The 17,516-nt window shown below is 53.9% G+C and carries 15 protein-coding genes; 6 read left to right on the top strand and 9 right to left on the bottom strand.

All coding sequences use genetic code 11. The features are described 5' to 3' along the window. Nucleotides 1-39: 39 nt before the first annotated feature. Nucleotides 40-1,185 (top strand): cytochrome d ubiquinol oxidase subunit II, encoded by a 1,146-nt coding sequence (locus Q3C19_RS01250; RefSeq protein ID WP_302726640.1) that lies wholly within the window; start codon nucleotides 40-42, stop codon nucleotides 1,183-1,185. Nucleotides 1,186-1,203: 18 nt separating this feature from the next. On the opposite strand, the gene cdd is transcribed toward Q3C19_RS01250, so the two are convergent. Both cdd and Q3C19_RS01240 read right to left on the bottom strand, forming a co-directional pair. Then, complete coding sequence (cdd, locus tag Q3C19_RS01245) at nucleotides 1,204-1,692, bottom strand: cytidine deaminase (RefSeq protein WP_022163972.1); 489 nt, start codon at nucleotides 1,690-1,692, stop codon at nucleotides 1,204-1,206. A 62-nt stretch (nucleotides 1,693-1,754) separates the two neighbouring features. Continuing rightward, nucleotides 1,755-2,420, bottom strand: a complete 666-nt coding sequence (locus tag Q3C19_RS01240) for a DUF4476 domain-containing protein (RefSeq protein ID WP_302726638.1) — start codon at nucleotides 2,418-2,420, stop codon at nucleotides 1,755-1,757. Between the two features lie 146 nt (nucleotides 2,421-2,566). On the opposite strand from Q3C19_RS01240, the gene Q3C19_RS01235 reads away from it, so the two are divergent. Continuing rightward, nucleotides 2,567-3,490, top strand: a complete 924-nt coding sequence (locus Q3C19_RS01235; RefSeq protein ID WP_022163974.1) for a glucosaminidase domain-containing protein — start codon at nucleotides 2,567-2,569, stop codon at nucleotides 3,488-3,490. Between the two features lie 47 nt (nucleotides 3,491-3,537). Here the strand turns inward: Q3C19_RS01235 and Q3C19_RS01230 are convergent, their stop codons facing one another. From Q3C19_RS01230 to Q3C19_RS01200, 7 genes are all read right to left on the bottom strand, one after another. Beyond that, nucleotides 3,538-4,089: a ParB/RepB/Spo0J family partition protein gene (locus tag Q3C19_RS01230; protein ID WP_071149845.1), complete on the bottom strand. Its 552-nt coding sequence runs from the start codon at nucleotides 4,087-4,089 to the stop codon at nucleotides 3,538-3,540. Continuing rightward, entirely contained in the window at nucleotides 4,086-5,375 is a 1,290-nt protein-coding gene (locus tag Q3C19_RS01225) for a DUF3440 domain-containing protein (protein WP_302726636.1), read from the bottom strand. The genes Q3C19_RS01230 and Q3C19_RS01225 overlap by 4 nt, the downstream gene beginning before the upstream one ends. Before the next feature lie 11 nt (nucleotides 5,376-5,386). Next, complete coding sequence (locus Q3C19_RS01220) at nucleotides 5,387-5,779, bottom strand: hypothetical protein (protein WP_302726634.1); 393 nt, start codon at nucleotides 5,777-5,779, stop codon at nucleotides 5,387-5,389. A 322-nt stretch (nucleotides 5,780-6,101) separates the two neighbouring features. Next, entirely contained in the window at nucleotides 6,102-6,980 is an 879-nt protein-coding gene (locus tag Q3C19_RS01215; protein ID WP_302726632.1) for an AraC family transcriptional regulator, read from the bottom strand. Between the two features lie 83 nt (nucleotides 6,981-7,063). Then, on the bottom strand, nucleotides 7,064-8,719 hold the full coding sequence (locus tag Q3C19_RS01210) for an MFS transporter (RefSeq protein WP_302726630.1): 1,656 nt from the start codon (nucleotides 8,717-8,719) through the stop codon (nucleotides 7,064-7,066). A 212-nt stretch (nucleotides 8,720-8,931) separates the two neighbouring features. Further along, a complete protein-coding gene (locus tag Q3C19_RS01205; RefSeq protein WP_302726628.1) occupies nucleotides 8,932-10,005 on the bottom strand; it encodes an HlyD family secretion protein in 1,074 nt (357 codons plus the stop codon). 194 nt (nucleotides 10,006-10,199) lie between these two features. Continuing rightward, nucleotides 10,200-11,525 (bottom strand): TolC family protein, encoded by a 1,326-nt coding sequence (locus Q3C19_RS01200; protein ID WP_302726626.1) that lies wholly within the window; start codon nucleotides 11,523-11,525, stop codon nucleotides 10,200-10,202. Nucleotides 11,526-11,930: 405 nt separating this feature from the next. On the opposite strand from Q3C19_RS01200, the gene Q3C19_RS01195 reads away from it, so the two are divergent. From Q3C19_RS01195 to Q3C19_RS01180, 4 genes are all read left to right on the top strand, one after another. Beyond that, nucleotides 11,931-13,181 carry an efflux RND transporter periplasmic adaptor subunit gene (locus Q3C19_RS01195; RefSeq protein WP_302726624.1) on the top strand — a complete coding sequence of 417 codons (1,251 nt, stop codon included), beginning with the start codon at nucleotides 11,931-11,933 and terminating at the stop codon, nucleotides 13,179-13,181. Nucleotides 13,182-13,255: 74 nt separating this feature from the next. Then, a complete protein-coding gene (locus Q3C19_RS01190; RefSeq protein ID WP_302726622.1) occupies nucleotides 13,256-14,608 on the top strand; it encodes an ABC transporter permease in 1,353 nt (450 codons plus the stop codon). Between the two features lie 155 nt (nucleotides 14,609-14,763). After that, complete coding sequence (locus Q3C19_RS01185; RefSeq protein ID WP_302726620.1) at nucleotides 14,764-16,074, top strand: ABC transporter permease; 1,311 nt, start codon at nucleotides 14,764-14,766, stop codon at nucleotides 16,072-16,074. A gap of 87 nt (nucleotides 16,075-16,161) precedes the next feature. Next, nucleotides 16,162-17,481: an ABC transporter permease gene (locus Q3C19_RS01180; protein WP_302726618.1), complete on the top strand. Its 1,320-nt coding sequence runs from the start codon at nucleotides 16,162-16,164 to the stop codon at nucleotides 17,479-17,481. Nucleotides 17,482-17,516: the final 35 nt, after the last annotated feature.

The following is a 17,516-nucleotide window of genomic DNA, read 5'->3' as shown; positions in this document are numbered from 1 at the left end:
CGTTTTATCGTAAAATCAAAAAAAGAATATTCTGTATTTATGGATACTTATGCTTTTCTTCAGCAATATTGGTGGGCAATAGTTTCGCTACTGGGTGCTTTTCTTGTATTCCTGTTGTTTGTGCAGGGTGGTAACTCATTGCTGTTCTGTCTGGGCAAGACGGAAGAACACCGCAAAATGATGATCAATTCGACGGGACGTAAGTGGGAGTTTACGTTTACTACACTGGTTACTTTCGGTGGTGCGTTTTTCGCTTCTTTCCCATTGTTCTATAGCACCAGTTTCGGCGGTGCCTACTGGCTTTGGATGATTATTCTGTTCAGTTTCGTATTGCAGGCTGTCAGTTACGAATTTCAGTCGCAGGCGGGCAATCTTCTGGGTAAGAACACCTATCGTGTGTTTCTGGTCATCAACGGAGTAGTGGGGCCTGTGCTGTTGGGCGGTGCGGTAGCGACGTTTTTTACCGGTTCTGCATTCATTATCGACAAGAATAATATGGGTGATACGCTGATGCCCGTCATCAGTCGCTGGGCCAACGGCTGGCATGGGCTGGACGCACTGGCAAATCCGTGGAACGTGGTAATGGGACTGGCTGTCTTTTTCCTGGCGCGGGTGCTGGGTGCTCTCTACTTTATCAACAACATAGCCGATACGGAGCTTGTTGCGCGTTGTCGCCGTTCGTTGTGGGGAAACTCCGTGCTGTTCCTGATTTTCTTTCTGGCGTTTCTGGTACGTACGCTGGTAGCCGACGGCTTTGCCGTACAGCCCGAAAACGGCTGGATTTGCATGGAGCCATACAAATATCTGCACAACTTTCTGGCTATGCCCTGGGTACTTGTTATGTTCCTGTTAGGAGTTGCAGGGGTGCTGGGTGGTATTGTCCGTACCTTATGGAAACCCGGTTATGACAAAGGAATCTGGTTGTCTGGTGCGGGAACGATACTTGCGGTCTTTGCTCTTTTACTGACGGCGGGCTATAACCATACGGCTTATTATCCTTCCGTGGCCGACCTGCAAAGTTCGCTGACGCTGGCCAACAGTTGCTCCAGCCGTTTTACGCTCGAAGTGATGGCTTATGTTTCCATCCTGGTACCTTTTGTGCTGGCCTACATCTTCTATGCCTGGCGTCGTATCGACAGCCATAAGATTGATGCAGACGAAATGAAAGACGGGCATACTTATTGATGCCCGTCCTATGCTATATCATTTGACTTCCATGTTCGATGCGTCGAACGAAAGCGGAAGCAGATCGCCAACGCGTTTTATCTCGTAAATGCCTTTCCGTCCATACAGCAGGATGCGCATAGGGCGCTGGTGACGTGTCTCGGTTTCGAGCATCACCTGACGGCAGGCACCGCAGGGAGGAATCGGATCGTCAAGAAATTCGCCTTGTTCGTTGCGGGCGGCGATGGCCAGTGTGGTCACGGCTTGTTCGGGATAGCGTGAGTTGGCGTAGAACAGGGTCGTACGTTCGGCACAGAGTCCCGACGGATAGGCTGCGTTTTCCTGGTTGCTGCCACATACGACAGTACCGTCGGCCAGGCGTGCGGCAGCTCCTACCGAGAAGTGCGAGTAGGGCGAATAGCTGCGGTGGGTAGCCTCGCAGGCGTTGTCTATCAGTTCGCGGTCGGCGTTGTCCAGTTCGTCGTAAGCATATACCTGGACATCGATGCGGATATTCAGTTGTTTCATGGTGCAAGGTTTATTATAAGTGAATGATTATCGGGGTTAAGCCTTTTCCCTGCTTGCCGGATTTATATTCCCAGCAGCTTCATCGCTTTTTCTTGTTCGAAAAGCGAAAGGGATTTGGTTACGGTTTCGTAATTCTCTTTGTCGACGATGCGAGGCGCGAATATTCTCAGCACTTCCATCTTGTCGTCATCGAAGACATACAGTGACATCATGCGGGCGCATTGCTGGCAGGTGAAGTATTTGTTGTCGGCGCCGGCACGTATCAGTTTCATCTGTTCGTCTTTAAAAAGACGTGCCTTCACTTTGTTGTAGAAGTCGGTGAACTGTTTGTCGCTGATGGGACGTATCACGGGACGCGGCTTATGTCCCGGAACAACAACTACCGGTGGTTCCTGCGGGGCAGTGACGGGCGGCTCGGGCATGACTGGCTGGCGTTCCGATGCCTTGAAAGAATCCATATAGACCAGGCGTCCCTCTTCGAAGCGTACGATGATGACGGTGGCTTCACTATCCAGCGGGTTCAACATTTTCCGGTACTCCCATTCCTCCAGTCCGTAGTCCAGGCGGCGGTATTCGGGTTCTCCCAGTATTTTTGTGGTTTCTTCGGGTGACATGCCCTGTTTGATTTGGCCCAGAACATTGGAGTTGGAATAGAACATGCTTGAGCAGGAAGTCTGCAAGAGCAGATACATGGCTGCTACTCCTATAAGATAGCGTTTACATTTCATTTTCGTTTTCGGATAAGGTTTTTAACTCGGTTTCAAATGTAGCCAATTTAACTTATTTATGCCTCATCGGGTAGCTAATAAATAGTAAAAGGATTGTTTTTTTCGATTCTTTTGCAGATTTTTGCGCCGAAATCAAAGGTAAAGAAATGAAATATACGTTCCGACTGTGGGCTTTTGTAGCCTTATTAATTCTGTTTCTGCCTGCCTCGGCGCAGCGCCGGAACTCTCGTTACAACGACTATATCAAGCAATATTCCGAACTGGCCATCGACCAGATGAACCGTTATAAGATTCCGGCCAGTATCACTCTGGCACAAGGATTGCTGGAGAGCGGAGCGGGGCAGAGTGTGCTGGCCCGTAAAAGCAACAACCATTTTGGCATCAAGTGTCACAATACCTGGCGCGGTCGCAAAGTCTATCACGACGATGATGCCCGTGGCGAATGTTTCAGGGCTTATCGCAAGGTAGAGGACTCGTACGAGGATCACTCGAAATTCCTGAGGCAGGGTGCCCGCTATGCTTTCCTCTTCAAACTGAAGATTACCGACTACAAGGGCTGGGCAAAGGGGTTGAAGAAAGCGGGATATGCCACTGATCCGTCGTATGCCAACCGTCTGATTACCATTATCGAGGATTACGAGCTCTATAAGTACGACACCAAGGGCATGAGCAAGCGCGAGGCGCGTCGCTGGGAAAAGGAGCTGAAGAAGAAACCCTGGCTGGCCAATCCGCATCAGGTATATCTGGCCAACGGTCTGGCTTACGTCGTGGCACGCGACGGCGATACGTTCCGTCTGCTGGGCGGTGAGTTCGACATCAGCTGGAAGAAGCTGGTCGATTACAACGACCTGCATAAGGAGTACACCATCGAGGCGGGCGACATCATCTACCTGAAGAAGAAAAACAAGAAGGCGCAGAAACCTTATACGGTCCACATCGTGCGCGACGGCGAGTCCATGCACTCCATTGCCCAGAAGTACGGCATCCGGCTGAAGAACCTCTATAAGATGAACCGTAAGGATGTCGAAGAGTACGTTCCCGAGGTAGGCGACCGCCTGCGCTTGCGCTGACAATTGCCTTGCGGCTGTTGCGGGATAGTGGCGCAGGAAGACGCTGGCTACAGTTCGTCTTCCAGCGGCATGTATGCGCAGTCGATGTTGTCCTGTTCGGGGATGCTGAAGTCTTTGTCGGCAAACAGGTCGGCCAGTCCCGAAATCTGTTTCAGGCGAAGCAGTTCGTCGCGGTCCATCCCGATGTGTTTCATAATCCACTGGTCGGACATGCCGGCTTTGTCCAGTTCGGCCACGATGTGACACATCAGTTCGATGTTGTGTGTGCCCCGGGCACGGTTGTGCCGGATGGTGGAAGCCATGCGGTTCGACAGGTCTTTGTCTATCACCACTACGGGCAACAGGCCTTTTTCGCGTTCGAATATCCGCCGCGAGGTTTTCATCACCTGGTAGCGGTGGTAGCCGTCCACCAGAATGTAGGTATCGGTTTCGCGGTCGTAATAGCAGACACAGGGCATGGTGAAACCGTCTTCCCAGATGGACAGTTCCAGCAGCCGCATTTCGGGCGGAGCTACTACGTTGGGATTGTAGTCGTTGGCCTGTACTTTCTCGATAGGTACGGCCTGTACGTTGTATACCGGGCTTGGACTTTCGTTCATAGGTGCATATTTTTAAATTGTTCCATAATCTTGTTGCGTTTGCGCACTTCTTCCTTGGTCAGCGAGAAGCCCATGTACTTGCAGGCATGGTCGTTCTTCAGAATGCAGATGCACATGCGTTTGTAGGTGGGTATTTCGCGGAACTCGGGGATGTCGATGTCGTCCAGATATTCCATCCGGACGGGTTTTTTGGTGGTCTTGTAATTGGTAGTCTCCATTACTTCGAAGTTCACTCCGGCTTCCTTGAGGCGCTGGATGGTTGTTTCGCTGAGGCATCCGCCCCGTGTGCGCCAGAATTCTATGCTGACGGTCAGTTTCCGCTGATAATTGCGCCGGGTCGGTTCGGGCAGGGTAGAGAGCAGGAATTGCATGAATTCTTTCCACGTGTATCCTTGCGGCAGGCGTATACTTTGCCATCCCATGACGTGCGTACCTCCGTAGATGCCTGTGAAGTTCACCCCGTTGACGCGGCCTATCATCTTTCCCCACATGTCGGGGTCGATGGTCTTGTACAGGGAGAGGCTTTCCATCGCCTCGCACAGGAAGGGGCTGGCTACCCGTTGCCGTTCCAGATTGACGCCTGCTTTGTAGTAGAGGTCGTAAAGGCGATTGTAGTCGAAGCGGAACTTACCGTTGGCTGTCCATACGTCGGTGGTTTTCCAGTCGTACAGGGGATAGGCGTTGTAGACGTCGTTGCCGATGCGCGATGTCCAGCGATAGTTGTGGTACATGTGTATTTTGCGGTTCAGGTGGATGCTGCGCCAGCGGTTCAGGCTTTCCTGTGTGCGGATGCCTATCAGGAAGCAGGAGCGTACGGCGTCTTTCCGAGCGTGCAGCCACTTGGCAAAGTGCATCTGAAATTCGTAGTCCCACATCTTTTCGTAGTAGAAGGGGAAGTCGCTTCGAGTGTAGCAGTCGGCGGGCATGGGGCGCACCCAGATGTCTTTCATCCGTTCGTCCCACGGCCGCCAGAAGCTCTGGTACATGGATGTGCAGGTGGGCACGCGGAAGGGCACACAGATGCGGTACACTTCCAGAATGTCGCGGTTGGCCTCCAGGATGCGGTTCACGAAGTCGATGGTATGGGTGTACTGTATTTCGTAGTCCATGTGGAATACGCAGATTTTCCGGTTCAGGCGGTTCCGCCGCACGTAGTCGATGCAGAGGTTCAGCAGCAGTCCGCTGTCCTTTCCGCCCGAGAAGGATACGCACACGTTGTCAAAGTCCCTGAAGATCATTGCAAGCCGTTCCTGAGCCAGTTCGTAGACGTTTTTCTTGTTTTCCATGGAGTCTTTCTTTAACCTTTCCTCATCCGGACGTAGCGTGTCCATTTTTTCTCGACGACGAATGCTTGTCCCTCGAACACATCGGCATCGTCCAGCAACGCTACCGCATACAGGGGCAGGCTGCCGGCCGTGTCTTCCGCAATCTGCTTTAGCAGGGCTTCCAGCACGGGTGCCGCCTTGCCTTCGATGTAGTAGTTGTTGATGACGTAGCCGTTTTTTTTCTGCTCCAGTGGCACGAAGCCCACCACATGTTTCTCCTCCCGGGCTATGTACCATGTGTAGCTTTCCGATGTACGGAAGGGGTAGTTGTTGTTCTGCTTCAGCACTTTGGGATTCATCACCAAGGGGCCTACCAGTGGATAGAGCCTTTCGTCCGTTCCGTCCAGTTTTGTAATTTCCATCATATTCTGTTTGCGCTTATTGGGTTTTAAAAGTAAGGCTTTTCGGGGTTGTGTCGCTATTCCCTTAGTGAAAATTAACAATGAGCTGCTTTCTGATGTGCTCCAGACCACCAGCAGCGAGATGCTTGATGCGGTATCGTTTTTGAATGTCGGCAACCTCGTCAGGAAAAGCATGTGGAGGGAACGGGCAAAACTCCCCGGGTTTTGTCGGAAAACTCCCCGGGTTTGCAAACGAAACTCCTCGGATTTTGTCGGAAAACTCCTCGGGTTTTGTGAGAAAAGTCCTCGGGTTTTCCATCGTTTTAAAGCTGCATAGGCGATGCCGTCAGCCGTTTCGTCTCATCTGCAGGGGCGACATCCCCGTCTGCTTCCTGAAGAAGGTGCCGAAGTAGGAAGGGTTGGGGAAGTTCAGTTCTTCGGAGATTTCGAGGACGGACTTCTGTGTGTTCTTCAGCAGGGAGATGGCTTCGCGGACGATGGCCTTGAACACGAGTTCCTGCACGGTGTAGCCGCTGACGGCTTTGGACAGGTTGGACAGGTACTTGGGCGAGAGGCAGAGCTTGTCGGCATAGAACTCGACGCCGCGTTCGCTACGGAAGTGCTGTTCGATGAGGGCAACGAGGCGGATGAAGGTCTCGTCCTTGTGGCTCACGGTGTCGCGGCGGTTGACGAGCTTGCGGCTGTAGATGCCGCACAGGCGGTAAGTCAGTCCGATGAGCAGCAGTTTCTGTTCGAACGAGTTGAACAGCTCCTGCCCGTGCTTCAGCGTATTGTCTAATAGGGCGATGTAGCGCAGCAGTTCTTCTTCCTCGCCGGTGTGCCACACGTAGCACGTCTCGGCCGACAGCTCGGTGTAGGGGTACATGGACAGGGCCAGGTTGCCCATGATGTCGCGTATGGGCTCGATGCGGTAGGCAAAGATGTGCACGGCCAGGTCGGCTGCCTGGGTGGTGACCTGGATGGTGGCATTCTCGGGCACGAAGAGCGTCTGGCCTTCGTGGGCGGTGAAGTCGCGGCCGTTCAGGCGGAAGCCGAAGCTGCCCTTGCGGCACAGCATCAGGCACAGGCCGCATACGCGGTAAGGGTGGCGCAGGGTGGCAGGGAAGGCGGAAAGGGTGCCTTCGGAACTACAGATGAGGTGGTTGGTGCTGAGCGCCTGTTCGAGCCTTTGGAGGCGGTCTTCTTCGTTCATGGGGCGGTTCATAATGGTTATACGGGGCTAAGTTAGTGAAAAATGTTGGTTGTTTCGCCACGGAGGACGTTGTAGAGGCGCAAAATTTTGCGCCTCTACGAGATATGGCTGTCTGTGGTGATTCGTCTTTTGCGATAGGGCAACACCAGTACCAGCACGGCGCAGCCCATGCAGGCATAGAGCGTCCAGCCGGACATCTCCTTGACCGAGGCCAGCGTGGCCTGCACCTGCACCTTGCCTTTGGCCGACAAGGCAGCCATCTGTTCAGCCTCCTGGCGACTCTTGCCTTGGTGCATCATGCCTTGGATGGTACCTGTATAGCTGGCGGCTGTTTCGGGTGAGAGCAGGTCCGTGTCGTGAGCCAGGCGGGTGATGTAGTGCTGCTGGCGATGCTGCATCACGTTGGTGTAGAGGGCGGTGCCGACGGCAGGCCCCAGCATCATGCGTGCGGTCAGCATGATGCAGATCCACGTGGACAGATACTTGTAGGGCATGCGCTGGTTGGCCAGTACGGCGGTCAGCGAGTAGAGCAGCATCATGCCCGTGGCACGGATGATGACGGGGTACTTCATGCGCTCGTACAGGCCGGCCGTCTGCACCTCGAAGTACATGAAGAGGGCGGAGAGGCCGATGAAGACAAAGCCCAGCGCGAACAGATACTTCAGGTGTACGCCCCGCTTGCCCAGCGCGATGGCCACGACGGCACCGATGAAGTAGCCCAGGATGGCCCAGTTGTTCAGGGCGGCATTCTGCCAGTTGTCTATCTTCATGCCCACACCGGTGAACACATTGACGAACAGGGCGCTGGAGTTCAGCACCATCAGCAGCAGGAAAAGGAGGATGCCTATGCGGATGGTACGCAGGCGGAAAACGTCCATCAGGAAGTAGGGCGAGCGGTGCGTGGCCTCCATGTAGGCGAACAGGTCGGTAAACACGATGGCAGCCACCGTAGCCCAGCGGATGGTAGGGTCGTCGTACCAGTCGAGCACCTTGCCATAGACCAGCACATAGACCACCGACGTGCACATGGCACAGAAGATGACCACGCTGCCGAACTTGCGGAAGTTGATGGGAAAGCGTCGGCCCGGGTAGCGGTGGTAGGGCATGGTGACGAAGATGACGAGGATAGCGACGAGGGTCGTGGCCATCATGTAGTAGTAGACGTACTGCCACTCGTACTCGTAAGCCAGCCAGGCTGTGAGCGAAGTACCTATCTGCCCCAGTATCATGAAGAACAGGTAGATGGTGGGCATGCTGACGCTCTTCTCGCTGTCTAAGCGGTCCCATCCTTCGGCGTCGTGGGGTTCGTTGCCGGGCGTGATGTTGCGCGTGGCTTCCATGCCGAAGGCGTACTTGATGAGGGTAAAGAGGTTAACCATCATCAGCACCATGCGCAGGAAACCCATGATGAGGCTGCACAGGGCCAGGAGGAAGATGCTGTCGGTCTTGGCGCACACGTAGCTCAGCGCGTACATCACGGCAAAGCCCGTGAGGCACATCATCTTCTCGCGGCGGATGCACACTAATTCGTAGAAGAAGGGCGAGAAGGCCGCCATGCCGATGGAGGTGAGGAAGCCGACAAACTGGATATGTTCGGACTGAATGCCCAGTCCGCTCATCATCTCGCCGCTGTTGGCGGTATACACGCCGCCCACGGTGAGGATGGGGATGAAGAGCAGCACCAGTATCAGGATGCCCAGAGGTTTGGGCACCCAGTTGTAGAACGGATAGTTTCGGGGATAGGAAGACATAGGGAAAAATGGTTAATGGTTAGTGGTTAGTGGTTAGTGGCCATGCGGTGGGGGATTTTTCAGACGCGGATGACGCGGATGACGCGGATTTTTTAATGTGCTAATGTGGCAATGTGCCCGTCCGCATGGAAATTATAAATCTGTGTCATCCGCGTCATCTGCGGCTGAAAAATTCGAATGCACAAACTTATGCCGTTCCGCATGGAAATTCTTCATTTAATCGTCTTTACTACCGCCATCATCCCCGCAGCCAGGCGTTCGTTGTCCTCGCGGCTCAGGTGGTCGAAGTCGATGCGGACGGGGATGCGCTGCTGTATCTTGACGAAGTTGCCGGCCGAGTTGTCGGTGGGTACAAGCGAGTACTTGGAACCGGTGGCGCCGGAGATGGCGGTGATGCGCCCCTCGAACTCCTTGCCGCTGATGGCATCTACCCGGATGCGTACCTGCTGACCGATGGCAAGGTTCTCAACTTGTGTTTCTTTGTAGTTGGCTATAATCCATTTCTGTTTGTCGGGCATGATGTAGGTGATGGTTTGTCCGGCACCGATGAACTGTCCTTCTTCCAGTGCGCGTCGGCCTAACTTGCCGTCGCAGGGGGCGGTCACCACGCAGTACGACAGGTTGAGACGGGCCATGTCGAGGGCGGCCTGTGCACGCTGTATGGAGGCCTCGATGTTCTGTCGGCGTTGCGACACTTCGTTCACGCCCGAGCGGGCGGCCTTCTGCTGGCGCTTTACGGCTTCGAGCTTCTTGCGGGTGGCTTCGTATTCGGTCTCAATCTGTTCTAATTGGATGGGTGTGGCAGCATTGCGCTTCAGCAGGTTGGTGTAGCGTTGGCGGTCTTTCTCCAGCTTGGCCAGGCGGATTTCGATTTCGGCGATGGAGGCCTCGAATACCGAAGCGTTGTTTTGGGTGGTCTGCAAGGTGGCATTCATGACGGTGGCACCGGCCAGAGCGTCCTTCAGGGCGGCTTCGGCTTCCATCACGCGGATGCGGTATTCGCGGTCATCGAGTATCAGCAGGGTGTCGCCCTTGCGTACGTCCTGGTGTTCGGTGAAGCAGATTTTCTGGATGTAGCCCGATGCGCGCAGGTTGACGGGCGAAATGTACTGTTCCACCTGAGCGTCGTTGCTGGTCTCGGTGTTCTTGTAGTCTAAGAAGAGGATGGCTGCCTGCACCACTCCCCAGGCGAGGACGGCGATGCCCAGCAGGCTGGCTATACGTTGACGACGGCGCATCTTGCGCAGTTTTTGAGCTTTTTCTTGTAAAGTGTTATTGGTTTTCATGACGTTTATATGATTTTGAATGTTGTTTTTAAGTTAGTTGACAAGTTGACGAGGCTTCAGGCAACGAGGGGGTTGGGTTAGTTGACGAGTTGACGAGGCTTCAGGCAACAAGGACATTCCTTATTCCCTTGTTAACTTGTTAACTCGTCAACTCGTCCCCTTGTTAACTCGTCAACTCGTTCCCTCGTCTCCTCCTATTCCAGTAGGCTTTCCGTTTGTCCAGTCAGCTTCAGCAGGGTCAGGTTGGTGACGCGGTAGTTGTAGTGGGCGCTGATGTAGTTGTTCTGCGCCTCGCTCATGCGCATCTCGTCCTGTAGGACTTCGGTCATCGAGGCAATGCCTTCGCGGTAGCGGTCGGTGGTCACTTCGTAGACCTCCTCGGCCAGGCGGTAGTTGTCCTTTTGTTTCACGAAGTTGCGGTGGTTGTTCATCAGGTCGTTCGTGGCGTTCAGGTACTGCGTTTCGAGGTTCTTCTGCATGTTCTCCTGATTCAGGCGGATGTTTTCGATGTCAATCTTCGCTTTCCGCAGTTTCGAGCGTTTGTCCAATCCGTCGAAGATGGGGATTCTCAGCGTCAGGCCGATGCCGTTGGAGTCGTACCAGTGGTTGGACGGGCCGGAATGGAACCAATTCTTGGCCTTATCCGTGTAGGCCGAGTACATCCAGTTGGCGGTCAGGCTGAGCGAAGGTAAGTACCCTTGGCTAATCATCCGTTTCTGCCGTTCGGCCAGTTCGCCTTGCGAGCGGAGCAGTTGCAGTTCGTACTGATTGGTGTCCAGTCCGGTCAGTTCGGCAGTCCGGATGTTTTCGGTGTCCACAGGCTCCAGGGCGATGTCGGCGTTGGCGGGATAGTCCATGACGTACTTCAGCAGGTTGAGCTGTTGGGTCAGCATGGCTTGGGCGTTGTCATATTGCACCTGCATGTTCTCCAAGTTGATGTTGACGCGCTTCAGGTCCACTTCCATCGCCATGCCGTTGTCGTAGAAGGCTTGGGTGATGTCGCGCAGTTCGCGCAGGCGGCCGATGTTCTCCCGGACGATGCCTATCTGTTCGGCAGTGCTTTGTCCCAGGTAGTACATCCTGGCTATCTGTAGGATGAGGTCTTCGCGTGCCTTTTCGTAGGTCAGCCGGTTGATGTTGTCCAGCGTGCGGGCAATGTCCACTGCCGTGTAGGCGGTCTGGTTGTAGAGCGGCATCTGCAGTTGCAGGCCTGCGCTGGCGTTGTACTGCAGGGTCTTCGTCACGTTGTACGGGTTGCCGTAGGCCGAGCCGTCGGTCACCGATACGGGCGGGTTGAAGTTGTCGTTGAAGGAGGCTACAGCATTGATTTGCGGTAACAGTTTGGCGCGGTTCTCGCTGATGGCGTGACGGCCTTTGCGCACCTCGTTCTGCTTGGTCTGCAGTCCGAGGTTGTTCTCGATGCCTATCCGGATGCATTGCCCTAAAGATAGTATTTCCTGGGCTTCTGCACTCCCTATGAGCAGACAGGCAAATGTAAATGTGAACAATTTCTTTATCATAGCTTTCTTTTGTTATTTGTTGCAAAGATAGATGGTTATGCTGGTAGTATGACGTCTATATTTCTTCTACGAATGTTCATATTTTCGCTTTTGTTCATATTTTCCCCGGTACTGCACTCGTTTCGTCCCTTTACAGCTATGGATTCAGGTTCCGGTATTCACTTTGGAAGGCTTTAGGATGGTGCAAGTGTTCGGAATAGATTATCCAAAAGTGTACACAGTGTTCGGAATCGGACACTTTGTATTTTCTTGGTTTTGTTGTAAATCAGTAAGTTGCGTTTTTGGCACGTATTTCGTAGGAAAAGGGTGTAAGTCTTTTCAGATTGTCCGTTTCCGTCAGCCGGAAAGGAAAATCAGACAGAAAAGTAAAAGCAAGGAAAATAAGAACAATATAATATATAAGGTATGGATAGAGAAATTCCGAAAGAAGTGCGCCGCAAGGAGCGCAACAAAAGGTGGATGCGCTACGGCATCGCAGGAGCGTCGGGCGTGGTAGTCATCAGTGTACTCATCTCGCTGATGCGGACGGGAGTGAAGGAGAAGGACCTCGTCTTTTCGCAAGTGGACCGGGGAACCATCGAGGTCAGCGTCAGTGCCTCGGGCAAGGTGGTGCCGGCGTTCGAGGAAATCATCAACTCGCCCATCAATACCCGCATCCTCGAAGTATACAGGAAGGGTGGCGACAGTGTGGACGTGGGCACGCCCATCCTGAAGCTGGACCTGCAGAGTGCCGAGACCGAATACAAGAAACAGCTGGACGAGGAGCAGATGCGCACCTACAAGCTGCAGCAGTTGCAGGTGAACAACGAGACCAAACTGAAAGATCTGGCCATGCAGATCAAGGTGTCCGAGATGAAGCTGAACCGCATGAAGGTGGAGTTGCGCAACGAGCAGTATCTCGACAGTCTCGGTTCGGGTACCACCGACAAGGTACGTCAGGCCGAACTGAGTGTCAACGTGGCCCAGCTGGAACTGGAACAGCTGCGCCAGCAGTACGAAAACGAACAGGAGGTGCTGGCAGCCGAATACAAGGTGCAGGAACTGGACCTGAGCATCTTCCGCAAGAGCCTGGCCGAAACCAAGCGTACGCTGGACGACGCACAGGTACGTTCGCCCCGCAAGGCCATCCTTACCTATATCAATAACCAGATTGGTGCGCAGGTGGGAGAGGGCACACAGATAGCCGTCATCAGCGACCTGAGCCACTTCAAGGTAGAGGGCGAGATAGCCGATACCTACGGCGACCGTGTGGCAGCCGGCGGACGGGCCATCGTGAAGATAGGCAGCGAGAAGCTGGAAGGGCAGGTGAGCAGTGTCACTCCGCTTTCGAAGAACGGTGTCATCTCCTTCACCGTGCAGCTGGAGGACGACAGCAACCGCCGCCTGCGTTCGGGCCTGAAGACAGACGTCTACGTGATGAACGCCGTGAAGGAAGACGTGATGCGCGTGGCCAATGCTTCGTACTATGTGGGTCGTGGCGAGTACGAACTCTTTGTGCGTGACGGCGAAGGTCAGCTTGTGAAGCGCAAGGTGCAACTGGGCGACTCCAATTTCGAGTATGTCGAAGTGGTCTCGGGCCTGCAGCCGGGCGACCAGGTGGTGGTGAGCGACATGAGCCAGTATAAGAATAAGAACAAACTGAAATTGAAGAAATGAGAGTTGACAAGTAAACAAGTTGACGAGTAGACAAGTTGACAAGGCAAGTCCTTGTGGTCTGAAGCCTCGTCCCCTTGTCAACTAACCATAACTCTCCTTGTCAACTAAAACAGATAAACATTATGCTGAAAAACTACTTCAAACAAGCCTGGACCCTGATGCGGCAGAACCGCCTCTTCACGGGTATCTACGTGGTGGGCACGGGTCTGTCCATTGCGCTGGTGATGACACTGTTCATCATCTTCTACGTCAAGTTCGGTCCCGTCTATCCCGAGTATAACCGCGACCGCACGCTGGTGTTGAAGCCGATAAAGCGCTACCCGAAGGGGAAGCCCGAGAGCTGGAACATCTACGGCGGCGTGGCCTACTATGTGGTGGACCAGATGCTGCCGGGGTTGCCTCATGTGGAGCAGGTGGCGGGCAGTGTGATTGATTTTTGGGGAGATTATCAGGTGTCTGCCACAGACGTAAAGCCCTTCAAAGCTACTCCCCGTTTTGCCAACGGCGCTTTCTGGAAAGTCTTTTCCTTCCGTTTTGTTGACGGCCAACCATTCACGCAGGAAGATGTGGAGGCCAAGGCGCAAGTGGCCGTCATCGGTGAGTCGCTGGCCAAGCGGTTGTTTGCCGCCGTCGAGGGAGTGACGGGGCGTCATTTCAGTTTCAACGGGCGCGACTACCGCGTGTGCGGCGTGGTGCGGGATGTTTCCAATGCCACGCCCGAGACGGCAGGCGACCTGTGGCTGCCCTTGCTCAATGCGCAGTATATCTCCAAGGAGCTGGACAGACAGGGATTGCTCGGCAATGTGTTTGTATCGCTGCTGGTGGACGATGCGGAGAACTTCGAAACCGTGCGCAACGAGGTGCAGGATGTGTTCCGGCGCTTTAGCTTGCAGGACAAGGACTATGAATACGACGTGATGGGGCAGCCCGATCCTTACTGGCTCAGTACATTCCGCCAGGATGTGGAGAAGGCACCCGACACGATGGAACTGGCCAAGGATTTCCTCTACATCCTGCTGGCCCTGCTCTTCATCCCTGCCTTGAACCTGAGCGGCATGATTTCCTCGCGCATGGACAGCCGCATTGCCGAGCTGGGCATCCGCAAGGCCTATGGGGCTACGCGTCGCCGCCTGCTGGAGCAGGTGCTCTGCGAGAACCTGTTGCTCACGTTGCTGGGCGGTCTGGCAGGCCTGTTGTTCTCCTACCTGATTGTGTTGACGGCCAGCGACTGGATTCTGACGCTGTTCGACAAGAACATCTACGACACTTCGCTCTCCACGTCGCTCACGCCCGAGATGCTGTTCAATCCCGCCGTGTTCGGCAGCGCGCTGGCCGTGTGCGTGGTGCTCAATGTGGTGTCGGCCCTCGTGCCTGCGCTGGGGGCGATGCGCCACCCGATTATGGAATCGTTGAATACGAAAAGATAAATGTATTTAGAATACAGAAGTTAAGAAGTTAAGGAGTTAAGCCGATAGCAGGTTGTACAGGCAGAAGTAAAGATGATATATAAATATGCTATTTGGTATAAGTATTGGCTTAACTCCTTAAGTTCTTAACTCCTTAACTCCTAAAAATAGAATTCATGCTTCAAACCATCTTACACCAACTATGGAACCAGCGTCGTCAGAACGGCTGGATATTCCTGGAACTGCTGGTCGTCAGTTTCTTCCTTTGGACCGTTATCGACCCTATCTATGTATTGACCACCAACCGTTCCATCGACCGAGGGTATACCCCCGAAAGGCTTTACGTGGTGAACATCGGCATGTACGACGAGACGAACGGCAACTTCGACCCCGACATGGCTTCCGACTCGATGAATCTGGTGGCCTACACACGCCTTGCCCGCATCGTACGCGAGCAGCCCGAGGTGGAGTGTTGGACCATCTCCGGTAATCAAAGTTTCCCTTGTAGCAGCTCGTGGAGCGGTACGCAAATCTATGCCGATACCGCCTCTTTGCACAAAAGGGAAGGTTTCGTACATGCCCAGTCTTATTGCTTTGTGGCAACCGATGGCAGCAATATGCTTCATACCTATGGCATGAAGGATGCCCGTACAGGCGGTGACATCCAGGTGCCTGAACAGGTGGAAGACAAGGCATTCATCTCCGAACGGCTGGCTCAGCGCCTGTTTGGTACGACCGATGCCGTAGGAAAGAAAGTCTACCAGGGCGAGGATGCTTTGGAGGTAGCGGGCGTATTCCGCGACTTCAAGCATCGCGACTACGAGCAGCCTTATCCGCTCATTGTCACCATGTACAGCGAAATGTATGGAAGCCAGTATATGCCGTGGTGGTACAATTTTGTCATCCGTCTGAAGCCGGGTGTGGACGTGTCAGCCTTCAAGCAGCGTTTCCAGCAGGAAGTGGCGCCGCAGCTCTCCGTCGGCAACTTCTACTTCGACAGTCTGAAGGAATTTTCGGAGCTGAGCGAGGCCTATGCCATGAAGAGCGGTGTCACCAACAAGCTCCGCCTGCAATACGCCCTGGCGGGTTTCGCCCTGCTCTGCATCTTCCTGGGCATGGTGGGCACCTTTTGGATACGCAGCAACGCCCGTCGCGGCGAGATTGGAGTGATGCGCAGTATGGGCGCTTCGCAAGGGTGCATCGTGCGGCAGTTCCTCCTCGAGGCCTGGCTGTTGCTGACGATAGCCTTCGTGCTGGTCATCCCCTTCCTGTTCTATCATGCACACGCCAACGGCCTGTACACGGTAGAGATGAATGACAAGTTCGTGCCCAATCCCGCCTACGGGCAAAACCGTTTCGGTTTCCACTTCACCGTGGTGCTGGCACTCAGTTACATTATTCTGATGCTGATAGCGCTGGTCGGGACGTATATCCCTGTACGCCGTGCGGCACGTGCGTTGCCGGTGGAGGCATTGAGGGAGGAATGAGTTTAGTAAACAAGTAGACGAGTTGACAAGGCAGGTTCTCGTGGCCTGAGGCCTCGTCCCCTTGTCAACTAAAATAATAAAAGACGTATGCTAAAGACCTATTTCAAACAAGCCCTTGCGTTGTTCAGGCAGAACCGCCTGTTCAGTACGCTTTACATTGCCGGCACGGGGCTGGCTATCGCCATGACGGTTGTGATGGCGGTGGTTTACTATGTGAAGCTGGCACCTGTGTATCCGGAGGTGAACCGCGGAGATACGTATTACCTGTCGGGGACATCTTTCGAGCGGAACAAGGATGGCCGTTTCCAGTCGTGGAGTTATGCTTATTCGTATAGGGCGTTGCAGGAATGGTTTTATCCGTTGAAGAACGCCCGTGAGGTGAGTGCTTCCACGTTCGGAGCGGTGAAATATATCCAGCCTTCCGACCGTAGTGGTGATTTCGCCGTACAGATTGTAGAAACCGATCCGGCTTATTTCCGTATCTATGCTTTCCGCTTTTTTGAGGGACAGCCTTTTACGCAGGCCGATCTGGAGAGTGGCATCCGCAAGGCGGTGATTACCGACAAGCTGGCCCGTCGTCTGTTCGGCGAGGAGAAGGGAGCCATAGGTCGTCAGTTTTTGCTGGATTACGAGACTTATCAGGTTTGCGGAGTGGTCCGTGGGGCCAGTTATCTGACCAACCGTTCGTATGCAGATCTGTACGTGCCTTACAGCACGATGGAAGGGTATCGCGATGCCGCCTATCCGGAAGTTCCTTATTGTGGTCCTTTTCAGGTGACGGTATGGGTGGAAGACGGTAAGCAAGGTAAAGCCCTGTGTGATGAAATCCATGAAATTGTACGGAAACAGAATCTGTTGCACGAGGCCGACGGTCTGAAGATGAGCATCGATGATGATCCGGTTTCCCATCTGCACGCGTCTCTGATGATGTCGGTCGGTGGAGGAGGGAGCGACTGGTGGAGGGCTGTCCGTTACCTGTTGTTCATATTGCTGGCTTTGTTGCTGGTGCCTGCCTTGAACTTGAGCGGACTGATAGCCAGCCGCATGGAGAGCCGCTTGCCAGAGATGGGCATCCGCAAGGCTTTTGGAGGCGGACGGAGCAAGTTACTTTCGCAAGTATTGTGGGAAAATCTTCTGCTGACCTTGGCTGGTGGGGCATTGGGGCTGGTAGCAGCCTGGATTGCTTTATACGGCTGTCGGGAATGGGTGTTTCGTGTGTTCGACCGTTATGCGTGGTTGGTGCCCGAAGGAACCGATGTCTATGTTTCGGGCGAAATGCTGTTTGCGCCTTCCGTTTTTCTGATAACCCTGGCGTTTTGTCTGGTGCTGAATACGCTTTCGGCTCTTGTGCCGGCGTGGCTGTCTTTGCGTAATCCGATTGTATATTCACTATATGAGAAAAGATGACTATTAATATGTTGACAAGGTTGGCCCTCGTGGTC

The sequence above is a fragment of the Bacteroides sp. ET489 genome (genome assembly GCF_030518095.1).
In the GTDB taxonomy this organism is placed as follows: Bacteria; Bacteroidota; Bacteroidia; order Bacteroidales; family Bacteroidaceae; genus Bacteroides; species Bacteroides ndongoniae.
Note: the sequence above shows the minus strand (reverse complement) of the source record. Positions and strands in the feature narration are given on the sequence as shown.

What these genes read in the sequence shown, in the direction of transcription:
- Q3C19_RS01250 (WP_302726640.1), top strand. Translation starts at nt 40, where the DNA reads ATGGATACTTATGCTTTTCTTCAGCAATATTGGTGGGCAATAGTTTCG.
- cdd (WP_022163972.1), bottom strand. Translation starts at nt 1,692, where the DNA reads ATGAAACAACTGAATATCCGCATCGATGTCCAGGTATATGCTTACGAC.
- Q3C19_RS01240 (WP_302726638.1), bottom strand. Translation starts at nt 2,420, where the DNA reads ATGAAATGTAAACGCTATCTTATAGGAGTAGCAGCCATGTATCTGCTC.
- Q3C19_RS01235 (WP_022163974.1), top strand. Translation starts at nt 2,567, where the DNA reads ATGAAATATACGTTCCGACTGTGGGCTTTTGTAGCCTTATTAATTCTG.
- Q3C19_RS01230 (WP_071149845.1), bottom strand. Translation starts at nt 4,089, where the DNA reads ATGAACGAAAGTCCAAGCCCGGTATACAACGTACAGGCCGTACCTATC.
- Q3C19_RS01225 (WP_302726636.1), bottom strand. Translation starts at nt 5,375, where the DNA reads ATGGAAAACAAGAAAAACGTCTACGAACTGGCTCAGGAACGGCTTGCA.
- Q3C19_RS01220 (WP_302726634.1), bottom strand. Translation starts at nt 5,779, where the DNA reads ATGATGGAAATTACAAAACTGGACGGAACGGACGAAAGGCTCTATCCA.
- Q3C19_RS01215 (WP_302726632.1), bottom strand. Translation starts at nt 6,980, where the DNA reads ATGAACCGCCCCATGAACGAAGAAGACCGCCTCCAAAGGCTCGAACAG.
- Q3C19_RS01210 (WP_302726630.1), bottom strand. Translation starts at nt 8,719, where the DNA reads ATGTCTTCCTATCCCCGAAACTATCCGTTCTACAACTGGGTGCCCAAA.
- Q3C19_RS01205 (WP_302726628.1), bottom strand. Translation starts at nt 10,005, where the DNA reads ATGAAAACCAATAACACTTTACAAGAAAAAGCTCAAAAACTGCGCAAG.
- Q3C19_RS01200 (WP_302726626.1), bottom strand. Translation starts at nt 11,525, where the DNA reads ATGATAAAGAAATTGTTCACATTTACATTTGCCTGTCTGCTCATAGGG.
- Q3C19_RS01195 (WP_302726624.1), top strand. Translation starts at nt 11,931, where the DNA reads ATGGATAGAGAAATTCCGAAAGAAGTGCGCCGCAAGGAGCGCAACAAA.
- Q3C19_RS01185 (WP_302726620.1), top strand. Translation starts at nt 14,764, where the DNA reads ATGCTTCAAACCATCTTACACCAACTATGGAACCAGCGTCGTCAGAAC.
- Q3C19_RS01180 (WP_302726618.1), top strand. Translation starts at nt 16,162, where the DNA reads ATGCTAAAGACCTATTTCAAACAAGCCCTTGCGTTGTTCAGGCAGAAC.